15 protein-coding genes are annotated in these 18,224 nt (G+C 69.0%); 14 read left to right on the top strand and 1 reads right to left on the bottom strand.

Going from position 1 to position 18,224, the window contains the following annotated elements:
• Positions 1 to 1,110 carry a 3-deoxy-7-phosphoheptulonate synthase gene (locus tag ACPTTF_RS37505; RefSeq protein WP_423372520.1) on the bottom strand — a complete coding sequence of 370 codons (1,110 nt, stop codon included), beginning with the start codon at positions 1,108 to 1,110 and terminating at the stop codon, positions 1 to 3.
• Positions 1,111 to 1,655: 545 nt separating this feature from the next.
• Here ACPTTF_RS37505 and ACPTTF_RS37500 point away from each other — a divergent pair.
• From ACPTTF_RS37500 to ACPTTF_RS37435, 14 genes are all read left to right on the top strand, one after another.
• The gene (locus ACPTTF_RS37500; protein WP_423372519.1) at positions 1,656 to 3,743 is read left to right on the top strand and encodes an isochorismatase family protein; all 2,088 of its coding nucleotides are present in this window, start codon (positions 1,656 to 1,658) and stop codon (positions 3,741 to 3,743) included.
• Positions 3,740 to 5,611, top strand: a complete 1,872-nt coding sequence (locus ACPTTF_RS37495; RefSeq protein ID WP_423372518.1) for an anthranilate synthase family protein — start codon at positions 3,740 to 3,742, stop codon at positions 5,609 to 5,611. Before ACPTTF_RS37500 ends, ACPTTF_RS37495 begins: the two co-directional genes overlap by 4 nt.
• The gene (locus ACPTTF_RS37490; RefSeq protein ID WP_166958994.1) at positions 5,608 to 5,943 is read left to right on the top strand and encodes a hypothetical protein; all 336 of its coding nucleotides are present in this window, start codon (positions 5,608 to 5,610) and stop codon (positions 5,941 to 5,943) included. Before ACPTTF_RS37495 ends, ACPTTF_RS37490 begins: the two co-directional genes overlap by 4 nt.
• Positions 5,943 to 7,034 (top strand): AMP-binding protein, encoded by a 1,092-nt coding sequence (locus tag ACPTTF_RS37485; protein WP_423372517.1) that lies wholly within the window; start codon positions 5,943 to 5,945, stop codon positions 7,032 to 7,034. Before ACPTTF_RS37490 ends, ACPTTF_RS37485 begins: the two co-directional genes overlap by 1 nt.
• 23 nt (positions 7,035 to 7,057) lie before the next feature.
• Positions 7,058 to 8,428 (top strand): aldehyde dehydrogenase family protein, encoded by a 1,371-nt coding sequence (locus ACPTTF_RS37480; RefSeq protein WP_423372516.1) that lies wholly within the window; start codon positions 7,058 to 7,060, stop codon positions 8,426 to 8,428.
• 33 nt (positions 8,429 to 8,461) lie between these two features.
• Positions 8,462 to 9,838 carry an FAD-binding oxidoreductase gene (locus ACPTTF_RS37475; protein WP_423372515.1) on the top strand — a complete coding sequence of 459 codons (1,377 nt, stop codon included), beginning with the start codon at positions 8,462 to 8,464 and terminating at the stop codon, positions 9,836 to 9,838.
• Between the two features lie 76 nt (positions 9,839 to 9,914).
• Positions 9,915 to 10,202, top strand: a complete 288-nt coding sequence (locus ACPTTF_RS37470; protein ID WP_208102046.1) for a phosphopantetheine-binding protein — start codon at positions 9,915 to 9,917, stop codon at positions 10,200 to 10,202.
• Positions 10,186 to 12,744: a type I polyketide synthase gene (locus ACPTTF_RS37465; protein ID WP_423372514.1), complete on the top strand. Its 2,559-nt coding sequence runs from the start codon at positions 10,186 to 10,188 to the stop codon at positions 12,742 to 12,744. Before ACPTTF_RS37470 ends, ACPTTF_RS37465 begins: the two co-directional genes overlap by 17 nt.
• Positions 12,741 to 13,499 carry a thioesterase II family protein gene (locus tag ACPTTF_RS37460; RefSeq protein WP_423372513.1) on the top strand — a complete coding sequence of 253 codons (759 nt, stop codon included), beginning with the start codon at positions 12,741 to 12,743 and terminating at the stop codon, positions 13,497 to 13,499. Before ACPTTF_RS37465 ends, ACPTTF_RS37460 begins: the two co-directional genes overlap by 4 nt.
• A complete protein-coding gene (locus ACPTTF_RS37455) occupies positions 13,496 to 14,125 on the top strand; it encodes a pyridoxal 5'-phosphate synthase (protein ID WP_423372512.1) in 630 nt (209 codons plus the stop codon). Before ACPTTF_RS37460 ends, ACPTTF_RS37455 begins: the two co-directional genes overlap by 4 nt.
• Positions 14,126 to 14,137: 12 nt before the next feature.
• Positions 14,138 to 15,037: a PhzF family phenazine biosynthesis protein gene (locus ACPTTF_RS37450; protein ID WP_166959007.1), complete on the top strand. Its 900-nt coding sequence runs from the start codon at positions 14,138 to 14,140 to the stop codon at positions 15,035 to 15,037.
• Positions 15,034 to 16,068 (top strand): 3-oxoacyl-ACP synthase III family protein, encoded by a 1,035-nt coding sequence (locus tag ACPTTF_RS37445; protein ID WP_166959009.1) that lies wholly within the window; start codon positions 15,034 to 15,036, stop codon positions 16,066 to 16,068. Before ACPTTF_RS37450 ends, ACPTTF_RS37445 begins: the two co-directional genes overlap by 4 nt.
• Before the next feature lie 20 nt (positions 16,069 to 16,088).
• Entirely contained in the window at positions 16,089 to 17,939 is a 1,851-nt protein-coding gene (locus tag ACPTTF_RS37440; RefSeq protein WP_423372511.1) for an HAD-IIIC family phosphatase, read from the top strand.
• Positions 17,936 to 18,217 carry a hypothetical protein gene (locus ACPTTF_RS37435; RefSeq protein ID WP_423372510.1) on the top strand — a complete coding sequence of 94 codons (282 nt, stop codon included), beginning with the start codon at positions 17,936 to 17,938 and terminating at the stop codon, positions 18,215 to 18,217. Before ACPTTF_RS37440 ends, ACPTTF_RS37435 begins: the two co-directional genes overlap by 4 nt.
• The last annotated feature ends 7 nt before the right edge of the window (positions 18,218 to 18,224 follow it).

Below are 18,224 nucleotides of genomic sequence, written 5' to 3'. Positions count from 1 at the left end.
TCACACGCTGATCTCGCCGCTCGACTGGCGGCCCGCGTGCAAGCTGTCGTCCCGGATTGCGTGCGCCGGCCGGCGCGTGCCGACTGCGCCGGCCAGCTGCTCCAGCACGCGTTCGGTGTCCGGCCATGACAGGCACGCATCCGTGATGCTCTTGCCGTATTCAAGCGCCTTGCCGTTGCCGGGATCCTGACGACCTTCGACAAGGTGCGATTCGATCATCACGCCTGCGATATGCCGACTGCCGGACGCGATCTGCATGGCGATGTCCTCGCAGACCGGGATCTGATTGCGGTACTGGCGCTGGCTGTTTCCATGGCTCGCATCGACGAACAGACGCGGTTTCACGTTGGCGCTCGACAGCAGCGCGTGCACCTCGCGGATGTTCGCGGTATCGAAGTTGGGTTGTTTTCCGCCTCGCAGCACCACGTGTCCGTACGGATTGCCGCGCGACGAGACGGTACTGACCGCGCCGTGCGCATCGATCGACATGAAGTGATGCGCGCGCGCCGCGGCGATGATCGCATCCACGGCGATCTGGACGTTCCCGTCCGTGCCGTTCTTGAAGCCGACCGGCATGGGCAGGCCCGACGCGAGCTCCCGGTGCGTCTGCGACTCGGTGGTGCGCGCGCCGATGGCTGCCCACGCAACCAGATCGGACAGATAGACCGGCGTAAACGGGTCCAGGAATTCGGTCGCCGTCGGCACGCCCAGCAGATTTATTTCGTTCAGCAGCGCGCGCGCGACCGTGAGGCCGATCTCTATCCGGCAACTGCCGTCGAGATGCGGATCGTTGATCAAGCCTTTCCAGCCGACGGTCGTGCGCGGCTTCTCGAAATAGGCGCGCATCACGATTTCCAGATGGTTGCAGAAACGCATGCGTGCCTGCGCGAGATGCGCCGCGTACTCCAGCGCGGCGCGCGGGTCGTGAATGGAGCAAGGCCCGACCACGACGACAAGGCGCGTGTCGCGTCCGTCGAGTATGGCCTCGATGGCCCTGCGCCCACGTTCGACCACGGCGCGCGCGCGCGACAAGTCGGGAAGCGCGGCGGCTATCTCCGCGGGGGCGGGAAGACGAATTGCGCTCTTTCTCTCAGGCGACCACATATCCATGCTGCGCTCCTCGACGATTTACCTAAAGATACGCACACCTGACGGGCTGTACGAGTATCGGTTCCGGAATGGCAGTTCCGCACTGTGCCAGCCATTCGTGCAGACGGGGGCGTCTCGCAGTCGCGTCTACCTATCAATGGCTACAGGAGAAACAAGACACGCATCGCGATGGGGCGACGCGATGAATCAAGCGGATGTCATGCATGTGACGACGCGTCGAAATGTGCGCGTACGCGGCCGTGAATGACCACCCCCTATCGAAATTCATAGTGTGGCCGGCGCGGCGCTGCGCACGCGACGAGGTCGCCATGCAATGATGAAGTCGTTGTTGGCTCACCCACATGCGATCCGCATAACGCGGAGCGCGATCGGATCGAACACACGATTGATCGCGACTTGAAGCAGGCGCGCACGCAAGCACGCCGAGCGGATCGACGAATTACGGGGCGGCGCATCCACGCCGCCCGGTACCCCCGTATGCCCGATGAATCGTGCGGACCCTGTCCGCGGTATTCAAGCGCGTGGCGCAGCAATCGGAGACAGACGTGACAGCCTCAATTGCCGAGAAAGAACACTGGGTCATCTGTTCGAACTTCGACCATGACCTCCTGCAAACCCGGCTCCTGGCCGACGCCGCGCGCGCCGGCGCGCACCGGGAGGTCATCGTCGCGCCGCTCGGCGCGGCGTTCGATGCGCTTCGCGCGGAGCACGACGGACAGGATGCGGGCGATCGCGCGCATCGCTTCGTGCTGGTGCGCGTCGAGGACCTGGTCGACGTCGCGCCGCTGCGCGCCGAGGCGCCCCGGTCGACTGCGGATGCCGGCGACATTGAGTACTACAGATTGCCGAACGGAATGGAGATCGCGCATCTGAAGGCGTACGAGAGCCGCTACCTGTACAACGAGATCTTTGTCGAACAGACCTACCTGAAGAACGGCATCGAACTGCACGATGGCGACGTCGTGTTCGACATCGGCGCCAACATCGGCATGTTCTCGCTGTTCGTCAGCCGGCATTGCGAGGGGGCGAGGATCTATGCGTTCGAGCCGTCTCCGGTGACTTTCCGCGCGCTGCGCGCCAATCTCGAACGTCATGCGCCCGGCGCGACCGCGATCGAGGCCGGCGTGGCGGAGGCCGACCGCGACGCGACCTTCACGTTCTATCCGCAATCGTCGGTGTTCTCCGGATTCCATGCCGACGACGCGGACCGCGCGGCGCTCAGGGCCATCGTGTCGAACGAGCTCGCTGCCGATGATCGGTTGCGTGGCCGCGATGTCAGCGGGTATGTCGATGCGTTGCTCGAACACCGGTTCGAGCAGCAGACCTACGACTGCAAGCTGCGTTCACTTTCCAGCGTGATTCGCGAGCTGGGTATCGACCACATCGACCTGCTCAAGATCGACGCGGAGAAGTGCGAGGAGGCGATTTTCGACGGCATCGACGCGCACGACTGGGCGAAGGTCCGGCAAATCGTCGTCGAGGTGCACGGGCAGGCGGCCCCGGCACGGGAGCATATCTGTGCGACGCTGGAAGCGAACGGTTTCGACATCGCGCTGGTCGAGGAACAGATGCTGCGCGAGTCGGGATTCTGCAACATCTACGGCACGCGGGCCGGGGTGCGCGGCCGCGACACGCTGGCGACATGGGAGGCGCGCGCACAAAACGGGCTGGACGCGCTGTCGAAGCTGCTCGATCCCTCCACGCGCGCTGCGCACGACGCGGCGCCGGTGATCGTGATCGCACCGTCTTCCGACGCGTTCGTCCGGCGCGTGCCCGAGGGCCTGGTCGAGGCGGTCGAGGCGCGTATCGAGCAGATGTTGGGCGCGCGGCCCGTCGGCGCGCGCGTCGATACGCACGGACGCCGCGACGCGGGCGACGCATCGGATCGCGCGGCGCCCGACGGCGCCCGGCTCGACGCACTGGTGCAGTACCTGGAGGCGCTGGCCGCCGCGCGGCCCAAAGCCGCGGCCGCGACGGCGGATGCGCCGCTCGCGGGGCAGGCAAGCCGGCCCGGGATTCCCGTGATCGAATCGTATGCGATGCCGGTTGCGTCGCAGTTGCCGGTCAATATCGCGCAATGGCGGATCGATCCGCGCCGCGCCGTGCTGCTGCTGCACGACCTGCAGCGCTTCTTTGTCCACCGCATTCCATCGGCGGGCGCCGGCGCCGCGCTGGTCGACAACGCGGCGGCCATTCTGCGCCACTGCCGTGCGGCCGGCGTGCCGATCGCCTATACCGCGCAGCCAGGCGGGATGACCCAGGAGCAGCGGGGCTTGTTGAACGACTTCTGGGGCCCCGGCATGCAGGTGGCGCCCGAGGATCGCAACATCGTGGACGGCCTGACGCCCGAGCCGGACGACTGGGTTCTGACCAAGTGGCGCTACAGCGCGTTCTTCAAGTCGAATCTCTTGCAGCGCATGCGCGACGCGGGGCGTGACCAGCTGATCGTCTGCGGCGTCTATGCGCACATCGGTGTGCTGACGACGGTGATCGAATCCTATTCGAACGACATCGAGACCTTCCTGGTCGCCGACGCGATCGCGGATTTCTCGCTCGACCGCCATCTGATGGCGCTTCGTTACGCGGCCAGTTGCTGCGCGGTCGTGCTCACCACCGGGGAGGTCATTGCGTGAACTCATCGCTGCTAGACGACATCGTGTCCGGCCATGCGAACCACGGCGCGTTCGCGTTGCTCCTGCGTTCGGATCCCGACTGCGGCGGCACGCTCGACGTGCTGGCGGGCGACCTGAAACAGTACGAGACCCTTGCGTCCGTCCCGCTGCCGGATGGCGGGGACGCCGGGGACGAGGTGCTGTTGCTCGTACCGTACTGCCAACTGCGCGAGCGCCGCTTCGCGTGCCGCGACGACGGCGAACGCCTGCGAGCCATGACGGTCCGGCGGCGTGAGCACGTCGATGTCGCCGAGGCGCTCAAGCGCCTGCCGGACGCGGCGGTCGTCACCGGGCACGGTGAATTCGACATCGACGACGACGCGTACGCGGCGATCGTGCGCGAGGTCATCGCCGACGAGATCGGGCGCGGCGAGGGCTCGAACTTCGTGATCCGGCGCACGTTCGTGACCGAGCTGAGCGGCTACTCGACGCGGGTGGCGCTGGCCGCGTTTCGCCGGCTGGTGGAGCAGGAGGTCGGCGCGCATTGGACCTTCATCGTGCACACGGGCGACCGCACCTTCATCGGCGCGAGCCCCGAGCGGCACATCAGCCTGCGCGGCGGCGTCGTCACGATGAATCCGATCAGCGGCACCTACCGCTACCCGGCGTCGGGCCCGACGCTCGACGGCGTGATGGCGTTCCTGTCCGATCCGAAGGAGAAGGACGAGCTGTACATGGTCGTCGACGAGGAACTGAAGATGATGGCGCACTTCTGCCCGCAGGGCGGCAGGGTCATCGGTCCGTATCTGAAGGAAATGTCGCGGCTCGCGCACACGGAGTATTTCATCGAAGGGCATACGTCGAGCGATCCGCGCGAGATCCTGCTGCATACGCTGTTCGCCCCGACCGTCACCGGCAGTCCGATCGAGAACGCCTGCCGCGTGATCGCGAAGCACGAGCCCGCGGGTCGGGGCTACTACGGTGGCGTCGTGGCGCTGATCGGCCGGGACGCCGACGCGCGCTTCTCGATCGACTCGGCGATCCAGATCCGCACCGCCGACATCGACGTGCACGGCCGCGCACGCATCGGCGTCGGGTCGACGATCGTCCGACATTCCGATCCGCGCTCGGAGGCGTCGGAGACGCGCGCCAAGGCGATGGCACTCCTGGCCGCGCTCGGCCAGGGCGGCCGGCAGCGGCTCGGTGCGGAGTCGCGCGTCTGCGCGGCGCTGAACCAGCGCAATGAAGGGATCTCCGGGTTCTGGCTGGCCGGCGCCGAAGAGCGGATTCGCCCGGATCCGGAATTGCGCGGCCGCCAGGTGTTGATGATCGATGCGGAGGACGCGTTCACCGCGATGCTGTCCCAGCAGCTGTCGGCCGTCGGCCTCGACGTGACGACCTGCGGTTGCGAGGAACGCGACGCGTTCGAGCGCGACTGGGACCTGGTCGTGATGGGGCCCGGGCCGGGCGACCCGCGAAGCACGCAGGACCGGCGCATCGCGAACATGCGCAGCACGATCGGTCATCTGCTGCGCAAGCAGATCCCGTTTTTCGCGGTCTGCCTGAGCCACCAGATCCTGTGCCTGGAGCTGGGACTCGAGATCGCGCAGCGCGCGATCCCCAATCAGGGTGTGCAGCGCGAGATCGACTATTTCGGCGACCGCGAACGGGTCGGCTTCTACAACACCTATTCGGCGAAGTGCGATCACGACGTGTTCGCGCTGGCGGACGGCACGCCGATCTCGGTTTGCCGGGATGTCGAGTCGGGCGAGGTGCATGGACTGCGCGGCCGGTACTTCTCGTCGATCCAGTTCCATGCGGAGTCGCTGCTGACCCAGCGCGGTGTGGACATCTTGAGCGCGAATCTGAAAAGGATACTTGTCAAATGAAAGCGACGATCAGCTGGTGGAACCTGGATCAATCGAGTCAGACCATCGAATCGCTGCGTGAATACCTGAAGGAGGAAGGTGTTGCGCCGTGGGAGGCGATCCAGGGCATGCGCTCGAAGGCCTGGATCTCGGATCCCGCGAACAACCTGTGGGGTGCGGTGGTGCTGTGGGATTCGCCCGACGCGATCCGTCAGCCGCTGCCGCCGAATCGCGCGCTGGAGCTGATCGGCTACCCGCCGAGCACGCGTGTGACGTTCGACGTCGAGGCACTGGTCGAACAGAACCGGACGCTTCACTGGCTGGCCGAAGCGGCTACGAAGGAGACACGCTGATGGCACACGACGTACTCGAGCTGTCGACGGCGTTTTCGCCCGATCCCGACGAGCTGGTGCGCGCCGCGATGCAGTGGCATTTCAGCGAACGGACCGGGACGCCGTTCTGGCTCAAGCGCGCGCGCAGCCTCGATTTCGATCCGTTGCACGACGTGCATGGCTTCGCGGACCTGCGCCTGTTTCCCGACGTCGCGAGCGAATGGCGCACGACGCCCGTCGAGGACCTGATTCCGCGCGGCTATGGCGACCGACCGGACCTGGCGGGCATCTTCGAGAGCGGTGGCACGACCGGCAAGCCGAAGCGCGTGGTGTGCATGCGCGAGTGGCTCGATTACATGGTCGCGTGGAGTAACGCGAATCTGGCCGAGCACGCGTTTCCGCGCGGCACCAACTGGCTGGGCTTCACGCCGTCGGGGCCGCATTTCGTCGGACGGCTGTTTCAGGAATCGGCGACGACCTACGGCGTGCGCGGGCTGACGCTGGACGTCGATCCGCGCTGGGTCAAGAAGCTGATCGCGGCCGGCAAGGGCGCGGAGGCGGATGCCTACGCGGAGCACGTCGTCGACCAGGCGGCCGATATCCTCAAGACGCAGGACATCGGCGTGCTGACGATCACGCCGCCGCTGCTGGAGCGGGTCGTGCGCCGGGAGGAGCTGATCGAGCTGGTCAATCGCAAGGTGCGGGCGATTCGCTGGGGCGGCACGCAGCTCGACCCGGAGACGCGCGCGCTGTATCAGCACAGCATCTTCCCGTCGCTCAAGCTCTACGGGCACTACGGCAACACGATGATTCTCGGGGTCGCCGGCGAGCGCGCGAATCACGACGATTCGGACACCTGCGTGTTCGACACCAGCGCGCCGTACGTGACGTTTGCGGTCGTCGATCCGGACACGCGCGAACCGGTGCCGTACGGCGAACGCGGACGTGTGGTGACGACCCATGTCAGCCGGGCGATGTTTCTGCCGAACAATCTCGAGCGCGATCTCGCGACCCGTATCGCGCCGCGCCACGGCCGAATCGGCGACGCAGTCGCAAACATCGCGCCCGTCGCGCGCTTCGAGAGCGAAGCCGTGATCGAAGGGGTTTACTGATGCTGGAAACCGCAACCCAAACCTTGACCGCCGTTCGGCCGATGCTGTCGCCGATGGGGCCGGACGGACTGCATGGCGCGCAGCAGCACCTCGCGATCGAGGATGTGTCCGGCGACGTGGTGGCCGACCTGGGCATCGTGCCGCCGGTGATGGTCGGCTGGGCGATGACGAGCCTGCGCAAGGCCGCGCCGATGCCGGTCGACGCGCGGGTGCGCGCGATCGCGCAGGCCGGCGCGCTGTTCGCGACGGGAACGCCGGGCGGTTTGTCGATCGCGGAGCACGAGCGGCTCGTGAGCCGGGTGGGCGGCATTCCCGCGCCGGTGGTGCGGGCTGCGACGCAGGTGCTCGCGCAGCGTACCGCGCAGATCTTCGCGAGCATCGAGCATGCGCGCCCGGCGGGCGCCGTGATCGACTGGCGCCATCCGCTCACGCGCACGGGGCGCGGCGTCTGGGCGCGGCGCGGCAACGTGCTGTCGGTGCACGCCGCCGGTAATCATCCGGGCACGCACACGATCTGGCCGGAAGCGCTGGCGTTCGGCTATCGCGTGGCGATTCGCCCGTCGCGGCGCGAACCGTTCACGCCGTTCCGGCTGGTCGCGGCGCTGCGCGAGGCAGGTTTCGGCAACGACCAGGTGATGCTGCTGCCGTCGGAGCACGACGCCGCGCAGGCGATGCTGCGCGGCGCGGACCTGGCCTACGGCAGCGACGAGATCATCCGGCAGTACGCCAACGATCCGAAGGTCCTGTCGCTGCGTCCCGGGCGCTCGAAGATCCTCATCACGGCGAACGTCGACTGGCACACGCACCTCGACCTGATCGTCGATTCGATCAGCCACCACGGCGGCACCGGCTGCGTGAACGCGACGGCCGTGCTGGTCGAGGGCGACCCGACGCCGCTCGCTCGCGCACTCGCCGAACGGCTGGCGACGCTGCCAAACCTGCCGCCCGAGCACGAGCACGCGGCGTTGCCGGTACAGCCGCTGGGCGCCGCGCGTACGCTCGCGAAGCACGTCGAGGCGAAAGCCGCCGGCGCGCGCGCGTGGCTGGGCGGCAAGGACCTGCTCCACGACCTCGGCGACGGCAGCGCCGTGCTGCGACCGGCCGTGCATCAGCTCGACGATCCGAACGCAGAGGCGATGGGTACGGAGTTGCCGTTCCCGTGCGTGTGGATCGCACCGTGGTCGCGTGAAGACGGACTCGCGCCGCTGCGCGACACGCTGGTGCTGACCGTGCTGACGGACGATGCGAGCCTGATCGACGCGCTGGTCGAGGAACCCACCATCAGCAATGTCCATATCGGCGATCACCCGACCTACTGGACCGGCACCGGCATGCCGCACGACGGCTACCTGGCGGATTTCCTGATGCGGGCGAAGACGGTGATCCGCGGCTGACGCCGCGCGCGCCGCGCACCTCGGAGCGACGACATGAGTGAACCACTGCAATCGGCAAGCGCGCTTCAGGACGAGCGGAACCCAAGCACGTTTCTCGTGCCGGGCAGCAAGGCGTTCGTCGAAGCGATGGCCGGGTTCCAGACGGGCTTCCATTACCGGCCGGCGCTGATCGCCTGCGCGACGCACGCGGCGCAAGTGCGCGATGGCGTCCTTCAGGCGCTGCGCGACGACCTGCCGGTCGGGGTGCAGGCGACCGGACACGGCCGGCCGCGAACTACGGAACGCGGCGTGCTGATCAACACGGCGCGCATGAGCGGTGTGGTCATCGATCCGCTCGCGCGGACCGCGCAGATCGACGCGGGTGCGCGCTGGGAACAGGTGATCGCCGCGGCGGTGCCGCACGGACTCGCGCCGCTCAGCGGCTCGGCGCCCGACGTGGGCGCGATCGGCTACACGCTGGGCGGCGGGATGGGCATCCTGGCGCGCCAGTACGGATATACGGCCGATCACGTCAGATGGGTCGAGCTCGTGACCGCGGACGGCGAGCTGCGGCGGATCAGCGCGACGGACGACCCCGAGCTGTTCTGGGCGGTGTGTGGCGCGGGCGCCAATTTCGGCGTCGTGACGCGCATGGAGGTCGCGCTCGTGCCGCGCGCGACGCTGTTCGGCGGCGGGATGGTTTTCGATACCGCGTACATCGACGACGTGCTCGCGTGCTTCGCCGACTGGACCCGCACGGCGCCAGAGGAGATGACCGCGTCCGTCGGGCTGTGCGCCTATCCGGACCTGGCGGCCTTCGCGGCGCCCCTGCGCGGCCGCTTCGTCGCGCATGTCCGTTTCGCGTGCGGCGCGCCGCCGGCCGTCGGCGAGTGGCTGGTGGCGCCGTTCAGGGCGCTGGGCACACGCCTGATCGACACGGTGCGCGAGCGTTCGTTTCTTGAAGCGGGCGGCATCTACGACGATCCACCGATGCCGCATGCGTACTACGGCAACAACCTGCTGATCGACGACCTCGATCACGCGATCCTGCGGGCGGCGGCCGAGGTCGCCGCGCCGCCCGGTTGGCCGATGTGCGTGGTGGACATCCGCCATCTCGGCGGCGCGGCGGGACGCGCGCCGCAGGTCGCGAACGCGGTCGGGCATCGCGGCGCGCGCTATGTCGCGCGGGTGCTGTCGCCCGTCGGCGCGGCCGACGCGCCGGCTGCGGCCGCGCGCCACCAGCCGTTTTACGACGCGCTGCGGCCGCGCGCGCTCGGCCGCTCGCTCAATTTCATCTATGGCCACGAGAGCAGCGTCGAACTGGTCGGCAGCGCGTTCGGCGCGGCGGATTTCGCGCGGCTGCGCGCGCTCAAGCGCGAGCGCGATCCGCGCAACGTATTCAGGCTCAACTACAACATCCCGCCGGCGTGAGCGGGCCGCCGGCGTCGCGCAGCAGGATCAACCGGAGAACTGTATGGGGCAAGACTCATCCCGCATGGGCACAGCCATGCCGTCACCCGTCCCGGAAACGGGCAACCCGGCGTCACCGAGCACCGAGACCGTGATCGCCGAGATCTGGCGCGAGGTGCTCGAAGTGCCCGAGGTGCGCGCGCAGGACAATTTCTTCGACCTCGGCGGCCATTCGATCCTGCTGTCGGTGGTGGGCGAGCATATCGCGCGCCGTCTGGGCAAGTCGGTGGCCTTGCTGGACATGTTCTCGCACCCGACCGTGCGCGCGCTTGCGCGTCACGTCGACCAGATTCCCCAGGAGCCCGCCCATGACCACGCCGGCTGAGCGCACCCGCGAACACGTCGCGATCATCGGGATGTCGTGCCGCTTTCCCGGCGCGGACGGCGTGGCGGCGTTCTGGGACAACCTGATCCAGGGCCGGGACACGATCACCCGTTATGCGGGCGACGGCGACGACGTGCTCGCGCACGGCCTGCTCGATCGGCCCGAGTGGTTCGACGCCGAGTATTTCCGCGTGTCGCAGCGTGAAGCGCGTCTCTTGAGCCCGCAGCACCGCGTGTTTCTCGAATGCGCTGTGGAGGCGCTGGAAGGCGGCGGCTACGATCCTGACCGCTACGCCGGGCGGATCGGCGTCTACGCAAGCGGGGCGGACACGGGTTATGCGCAGGTCGTGCGGTCCCAGCTGCATCGCCTGCCGCCCGTGGGCGACTGGGAAATCCTGCTCGGCAACGCACCCGAGTACATGGCCGCGCGGGTCGCCTACAAGCTGAATCTGCGCGGTCCGTCGATCGCCGTCCAGGCCGCCTGCGCATCGTCGCTCGTCGCGCTGCACGTCGCGATCCAGGGGCTCCTGGCCGACGACTGCGACATGGCGCTCGCCGGCGCGGCATCGGTGCACGTGCCGTCGAAGCTCACCCCGTACACGCCGGGCGGCGTGATTTCGAAGCAGGGTGTGTGCCGGAGTTTCGACGCGTCCGCCGACGGCACCGTCGGCACCGACGGCGTGGGCGTCGTGCTGCTCAAGCGGCTCGACGACGCGCTGACCGACGGCGATGTGATTTACGCGGTCGTGCGCGGCAGTGCGGTCGACAACGACGGCGCGGGGCGGATCGGCTTCACCGCGCCCAGCGTGGACGGGCAAGCGCGCGTGATCCGGGACGCGCTGCGCACGGCCGGCGTCAGCGCCGCGTCGCTCGGCTATGTCGAGGCGCACGGCACGGCCACCGCGCTCGGCGACCCGATCGAACTGTCGGCGCTGACCCGCGCGTTTCGCGAGCACACCGACGCGAGCGGCTATTGCTCGATCGGGTCCGTGAAAAGCAACATCGGACACGCGGATGTCGCGGCGGGCATGGCAGGCCTGATCAAGACCGCGCTCGCGCTCTCGCACGGCCGGATCCCGCCCAGCTTGCATTTCGAGCAGCCGAATCCGCACATCGATTTCGCCGCCACGCCATTTCGCGTCGCGACGCGGGCAGAGGACTGGCCGCGCACCTCGCAGCCGCGCCGCGCGGGCGTCAGTTCGTTCGGCATCGGCGGCACCAACGCGCACGTGGTGCTCGAAGAAGCGCCGCCGCAGCCGGCGTCGCCGCCCGGGCATCCGTGGCAATTGCTGGTGGTATCGGCGGAGCAGCCGCGCGCGCTCGAACAGGCGACCGACCGGCTGATCGATTACCTGCGCGCGCATCCGTCCGCCTCGCTCGCGGATGTCGCGTGGACGCTGCAGACCGGCCGCAGGGCACTCGCACTGCGCACCTTCGTGGTCGCGCGCGATCGCGAGGACGCGCTTGCCGCGCTCACCGCGGTGCGCGCCGGGGCGGGCGGTGGCGAGGCCGTGCCCGCTGTGTCGCCGCACGTGGTGCTGCGGTTTCCCGGCTCGCTCGACGAGGCCGAGACGGCGCGTCTGTTCGCGTATGAGCCGTCGCTGCGCGAGGCGGTCGACGCCTGCCTGCCGTCGGGTCGCGAGCCCTCGTCGGAACTGCGCTGCTTCGCGGTCCAGCACGCGGTGGCCGGGATGCTGGAGGCGTGGGGCGTCAAGCCCGACACGATCGTCGGCGAGCGTGCGGGCGCGTGGGCCGCGGCGGTGTGCGCGGGCGTGCTGTCCGTCGCGCAGGCGGTCGCGCTGATCGAGGCGAGCGGCGCGGGGCCGGTGGCGTTCGACGCGAGGCTCGGCGACATCCATCCCGCGCCGACGCGCACCCGCCTGTCGTTCGCCGGGCACGACCGGGTCTTCGAACCCGGCGAACGGGTGGATGCGCATCATTGGTCGTGGTGCGCGTATGGCCTGCCCGATGTGCGCGCGTCGGAGGACGGCACTCAGGGCGTGGTGTCCATCGACGTCGTGGGTGCGCCTGCCGACGACGGCGCGCGTGCCGACGCGGCGGTGGCGGCGGCACCGCCGCAGCTGCTGGTGCGGTTGGGGCGCGTGTGGAGTGCGGGGCTGCCGGTCGATTGGCGCGGCGTGCACGGCGCGGCGCGGCGGCGGGTGCTGCTGCCGGCCTATCCGTTCCAGCGGGCGCGCTACCTGGTCGACGCGGACGAAGCGCGGGCCGCTACGCCTGCGCCTATCCCCGCGCCCGTCCCCGCGCCGGCCGTCGCCGCGAACACGGCCGACGCCCACGCACCGGCGCGCGACTTCGAAGCGGACCTGACGCGGCTGTACGCGGAGATTCTCGGCATGGAGGCGGTCGGCGCGGACGACAGCTTCTTCGATCTGGGTGGCGACTCGTTGATCGCGGCGACCCTGTTCGAGCGCATCGCCGCACTGTTCCAGGTCACGCTCGATCCGCTCGCGCTCTACGACGCCGAGACGCCGCGCCAGCTCGCGGAGCTGGTCCGGCTGGCCGACGCCGAGGTGCGCAAATGACGGACGCGCAGGATGTCGCCGGACGCCGCGCCGGGCGCTGGCTCGTCTCGCCGGCGGGCGGGCCCGCCGACGGCGCGCGGCTCTACTGTTTCGGGCACGCGGGCAGCGCGCCCGGCGAGTATGCGCGATGGACGCCGGCGTCGCTGCGCTGCATCGCGCTGCAGTTGCCCGGGCATGGCGCGCGCGCGCTCGAGGCCCCGTTGCGCCGAATGGACGAGGCCGTGCGGCAGATCGTCGAGCACGTGTCGTTCGAACCGCCGTTCGCGTTCTTCGGCCACAGCCTCGGCGCGCTGATGGCGTTCGAGGTGGCCCGCGAGCTGCACGCGGCCGGCATGCCCGCGCCGATGCACCTGTTCGTGTCGTCCGCGCCGGCACCGCCGCGGATCGACACGGTGCAGGACGTGCATACGCTCGACGACGACGCGTTGCAGGCCTGGATCGAGGGGCGCTGGGGGCCGCTGCCGGACATGATCCGGCAGAACCCGGCGCTGCTGCGGCAGAGCCTGTCGGTACTGCGCGCGGACCTGGAGATCTTCGTCACCTATCGGCCAACCGAGCACGCGCCGCTCGACTGTCCGATCACCGCGCTGGCGGGCGACGCGGAGCAGTTCGACATGCCGGCATGGCGTGCGCATACGACCGCGCCGTTCGCGCATCACAGCCTGCCCGGCGGCCACTTTTATTTCCGGCAGACGCTGCCGCGTCTGTTCGGAATCTTGACCGAAGCGATCAGCATGAGGACGACTCTTTCATGAATCAACGACTCGATACCCCGGCGTCCCAGCCGGACGTTGCCGTTTTCCAGGATCCGCCGCACGAGCCCATCCCGGTCCTGCGTGCGTGGCTCGATTCGGCCAGGGCGAGCGGCGTGCTGGAGCCGGGCGCGATGGCGCTCGCCACGACGGGCGCGGAAGGCCACGCGTCGACGCGCATGGTCCAGGTGCTGGACGTCGGTCCTGACGGACTCCTGTTCACCACGCACGCGGGCAGCCAGAAGGGGCGGGAGATCGCCGCGTTCGGCTGGGCGAGCGGCGTGCTGTACTGGCGCGAGACGAAGCAGCAGATCGTCGTGTCCGGGCCGATCGGTTCCATCTCGATCGAGGCATCCGACGCGCTGTGGGCGAAGCGCTCGCCCGTTACGTACCCGATGTCGAGCGTGTCGCTGCAGAGCGAGACGCTCGACGACGAGCAGGCACTGCGCGCCAAGGCGCAGCGCCTCATCGATGCCGGCATGCCGTTTCCGCGGCCGGTCGGCTGGCTGGGCTACGCGCTGCGCCCGACGATCATCGAGTTCTGGCAGGCATCGCCCGATCAGCTTCACAACCGGCTGCGCTACGACGCGACGGCCAACGGCTGGACCAGCCGCAGACTTCAACCCTGACGCGGAGCACAGATGAAGACGAGTCGATATGTCATTGCCGATGTGTTCACCGATCGGCCGCTGGAAGGTAATCCGGTCGCGGTGTTCGTCGATGCGTCCGGGCTCGACGCGACCGACATGCAGCGCATCGCGCGTGAAACCAATCTCTCGGAGACTACCTTCGTCTTTCCGCCGAAAGCGGACGGCGATGTCCACGTGCGCATCTTCACGCCCGTCAACGAATTGCCGTTCGCCGGCCATCCGACGCTCGGCACCGCGATCGTGCTGGGCGAGACCCATGCTCAGCCGGTGCTCCGGATGGAGACCGCGATGGGTACCGTGCCGTTCGCGTTCGAGCGCACCGACGACGGCCGGATCCGCTCGGCCACGATGCAGCAGCCGATTCCCACCTGGGAACCGTACGAGCATGCGCAAACCCTGCTCGAAGGGCTCGGCCTCGCGTCGTCGACGTTGCCCGTCGAGCTGTACCGGAACGGACCGCGCCACGTGTTCGTCGGCCTGCCGGACATCGACGCGCTGTCGGCTGTCAAGCCGGACCTGCGGATTCTCGCCACGTTGCCGGACATGGCGGCGAACTGCTTCGCCGGCAGCGGCGGGCACTGGCGGATGCGGATGTTTTCCCCGGCGTACGGCGTCGCCGAGGATGCGGCAACGGGCTCGGCGGCCGGGCCGCTCGCGTGGCACCTGATCCGTCACGGGCTGATCGGGTTCGGGCAGGCCATCGAGATCTGGCAGGGCGTGGAAATGGGCCGCCTGTCGATCATGTCCGCCCGGGTCGACGGCTCGTCCGCCGGCGTCGATTCGATCCAGGTGTCGGGCAGCGCGACGATCGTCGCGCGCGGAGAGTTGCTGCGCTGGCGCGCGGCGGATGCGACGGTCGCGCACGGCGCGCTCGCCGGGGAGGTCGCATGAGCGCCGCCGGCGCCGGGTTCGGGATCCGCGCGTTCGGCTACGCGTTCGGCGAGGAAACCAGCGTCGCTGAGACGGCGGCGGACTACGTGACCGATCCGGAGCGCGTGCTGCAGTGGGGATGCACGACCTATCGCCGCGCGCGTCACGACGAGTTCGCGCTCGATTTCGCCGCACGCGCGGCACGGCAGGCGCTCGAGCGGGCGTCGTTGCGCGCGTCGGATCTCGATCTCGTGGTGCTCGGGTCGGCGGAAATGCCCGAGTACATGTACTGGGATTCCGCGGCGGCGCTCGCGCGCATGCTCGACCTCGAACGGACGCAGACGCTCGTGTTCAACAACGAGGGCTGCAGCGCCGGCCTGCGCCCGTTCGGCATGATCGCGGGGGCGTTCGCGCTGCAACCGGAGGTGGACAGGGCGCTGTTCGTGGTGGTCAACCGGGTCGGCGAGCATCACCGCAACCGGATGAACATCAACAACTGCGTGCATAGCGACGGCGCGGTTGCGGCCGTCCTGCAGCGCGGCCATGCCCGCTGCCAATGGCTCGCGACCGAGCACTTCACGCTGCCCGAGTACTGCGACCTGTTCCGCGGCGAGTACGGCGGCACGAAGACGCCGGTGCCGCCCGCGGGCTGGTCGAGCCGGAACGAGTCCGGCTACGAGAGCGTGCATCGTCATTTCAAGAATGACGCGTCGCGCCTGAAGGTCTTCCTCGACCACCGCAACGACTGGTTGACCGAGACCGTCGATGCGGCTTGCGCGCGGAGCGGGTTGACGCGGCGCGACGTCGATCACCTGATCTACATCAACGACGCGCGGCCCGGCGCGATCGAGGCGCTCGGCAAGCAGATCGGCGTGCCGGTCGAACGCACCAATTTCGCGTTCGCGGGCGTGCTCGGTCACATGGGCGCGGCCGACCATCTGGTGTCGCTTGGGCAGCACGTCGAGCGAGGGGAGATCCGCGACGGCGACATCGTCGCGATGTGCGGCATGTCAACCGGCATGCACTGGTGCTGCACGCTGCTGCGCGCGTGACGGCGCGACAAGGGGAAACGATGAACGTTTCGACAGACTGGATGGCGGCGTTGCGCGACGCGGCGACGCGGGGCGAGCCGCCGGACGCGCCGACGCGCGCGGCGCTGCTCGGCGTGACCGACGCGCTGCGCGCGATCGCGGCCGGCAAGCTCGTCGCCGGGTTGCCCGCGGGCGGCCCGCGGCCGAAGACGATCGACGTGACCGTGCTGGCCAATTGCACGACCGGCAACTATCCGCACCTGCTGGCCGCGCGGCTGGCCGGGATCGGCGTGCAGGCGCGCGTGCACGTCAATCCGTATGGCGGCTTCGAGATGGCGCTCGCGACGGGCCGTCTCGACGGTAGCGATCCCGATCTCGTGACCTGCCTGATCGACGAGGCGTACTTCATGCCGGAGGACTGGGATCCGGCGGACGCCGACGGGCTGGCCGCGCACCTGGCGTCGCGCGCGGACACGCTGCGCGCGCAGGTGCTCGCGCTGACCGATGCGTCGCGCGCCACGTTCGTGCTGCACACGCTGCCGCTTCCCGATACGTTGCGCAACAGCGTCATCAGCTGGCGTGCGCGCACGGCGCTCAGCCGCGCGTGGTGCCTGGTCAACGCTGCGATCCTCGGGCTCGCGGAGGACAGCGAGCGGGTCGCGGTGATCGATCTGGTCAGCCTGCTGGCGAACGCGGCGAAGCCGCTGCGCGACGCGCGCCTGATGCACTACGGGCATCTGTCGTTCAGCGACGACGCGCTGCTGCTGCATGCGAACGAAGTCCGGCGCTACGTGCAGGCGCGGCTCGGATTGTCGCGCAAGGGGCTGGGACTCGATCTCGACAATACGCTGTGGGGCGGCGTGGTCGGCGAGCTGGGCGCCGAGCGGATCGAACTGGGCCGCCTGTATCCGGGCAGCGGCTATCGCGCGCTGCAGACCGCGGCGGCGCGACTGCGCAGCCAGGGCGTCGTGCTGGCCCTGCTCAGCAAGAACGATGCGGCGCTGGTCGACGACGTGCTGGCGTCGCATCCCGAAATGGTGCTGCGGCCGGGCGACTTCTCGGCGAGCGCGGTGAACTGGGCGCCGAAATCGCAGGGCTTGCATGCGATCGGCGAGACGCTCGACCTTGCGCCCGATGCGTTCGTGTTCATGGACGACTCGGCGTTCGAGCGAGGCGAGGTCGCCGCGCAATGGCCCGAGGTGGCGCTCGTCGCGGCCGACTGCGATCCGGCGCTGCTCGCCGATACGCTCCTGGGCGGCGGGTGGTTCGACAGCCTCGCATTGACCGACACGGATCGCAACCGGCCGGCGCTGTATCGCGCGCGCAGCGACCGCCAGCAGTATTCGAACGGCTTCGCGTCGCGCGACGACTACCTGCATGCGCTCGGCATTCAGCTCGTGCCGAAGGCCGCGGAACGCTTCACGATCGCGCGGATCGCGCAGCTCGCGGCGCGTACCAACCAGTTCAACCTGACGGGCGAGCGCCACGACGACGCGCAGCTCGAGCAGATGGCGAACGATCCCGGCCACTTCGTCTATTCGTTCAGCGCGCGGGACCGGTTCGGTGACGACGGCATCGTCGGCGCCGTGTGGGGGACGCGCGACGCGTCGGCCTGGCGTGTCACGAATTTCGTGCTGAGCTGCCGCGTGCTGGGCCGGAGCATCGAAGTCGCGATCGTCGGCTGGCTCGCCGCGCGCGCCCGCGAGGCCGGCGCGCACATGCTCGAGGGACGTTACGTGGCGTCGCCCCGCAACGCGGTGGCGGCCGAACTCTGGCCCACCTGCGGATTCGCGCCCAGCCGTGACGATTGTTTCGCATTGCCGCTGTCGGGTGCGTTCGCGCCGACGCCAGCATGGATCCACATCCTTTCCGACCACGAGGTGTCCGCATGAGTGAAGCCGTATCGTTCGAGCCAGCCGTGTTGCGCGTGCTGAGCGAAATCCTGAATCAGCCGGAGGCGGCGTTGCAGGCCAACCCGGTGCTGGCGGCCCACGCGTGGGACAGCTTCAATTCGCTGAACGCGCTGCTCAGCCTGGAGGCGACGTTCCAGATCAAGTTCGACCTGCGGCGCTTTCACGAGGCGCGACGCGTCGACGACATCGTCGCGCTGGTGGCAAGCGCCGCGAACGGCGCGTCCGCGCCGGCTACCCACTCCTCTCACCTCAACTAGAAGGATC

The sequence above is a fragment of the Burkholderia crassaminum genome (genome assembly GCF_964265005.1).
Classification (GTDB): domain Bacteria; phylum Pseudomonadota; class Gammaproteobacteria; order Burkholderiales; family Burkholderiaceae; genus Burkholderia.
This window is presented reverse-complemented; position numbering and strand designations above follow the sequence as displayed.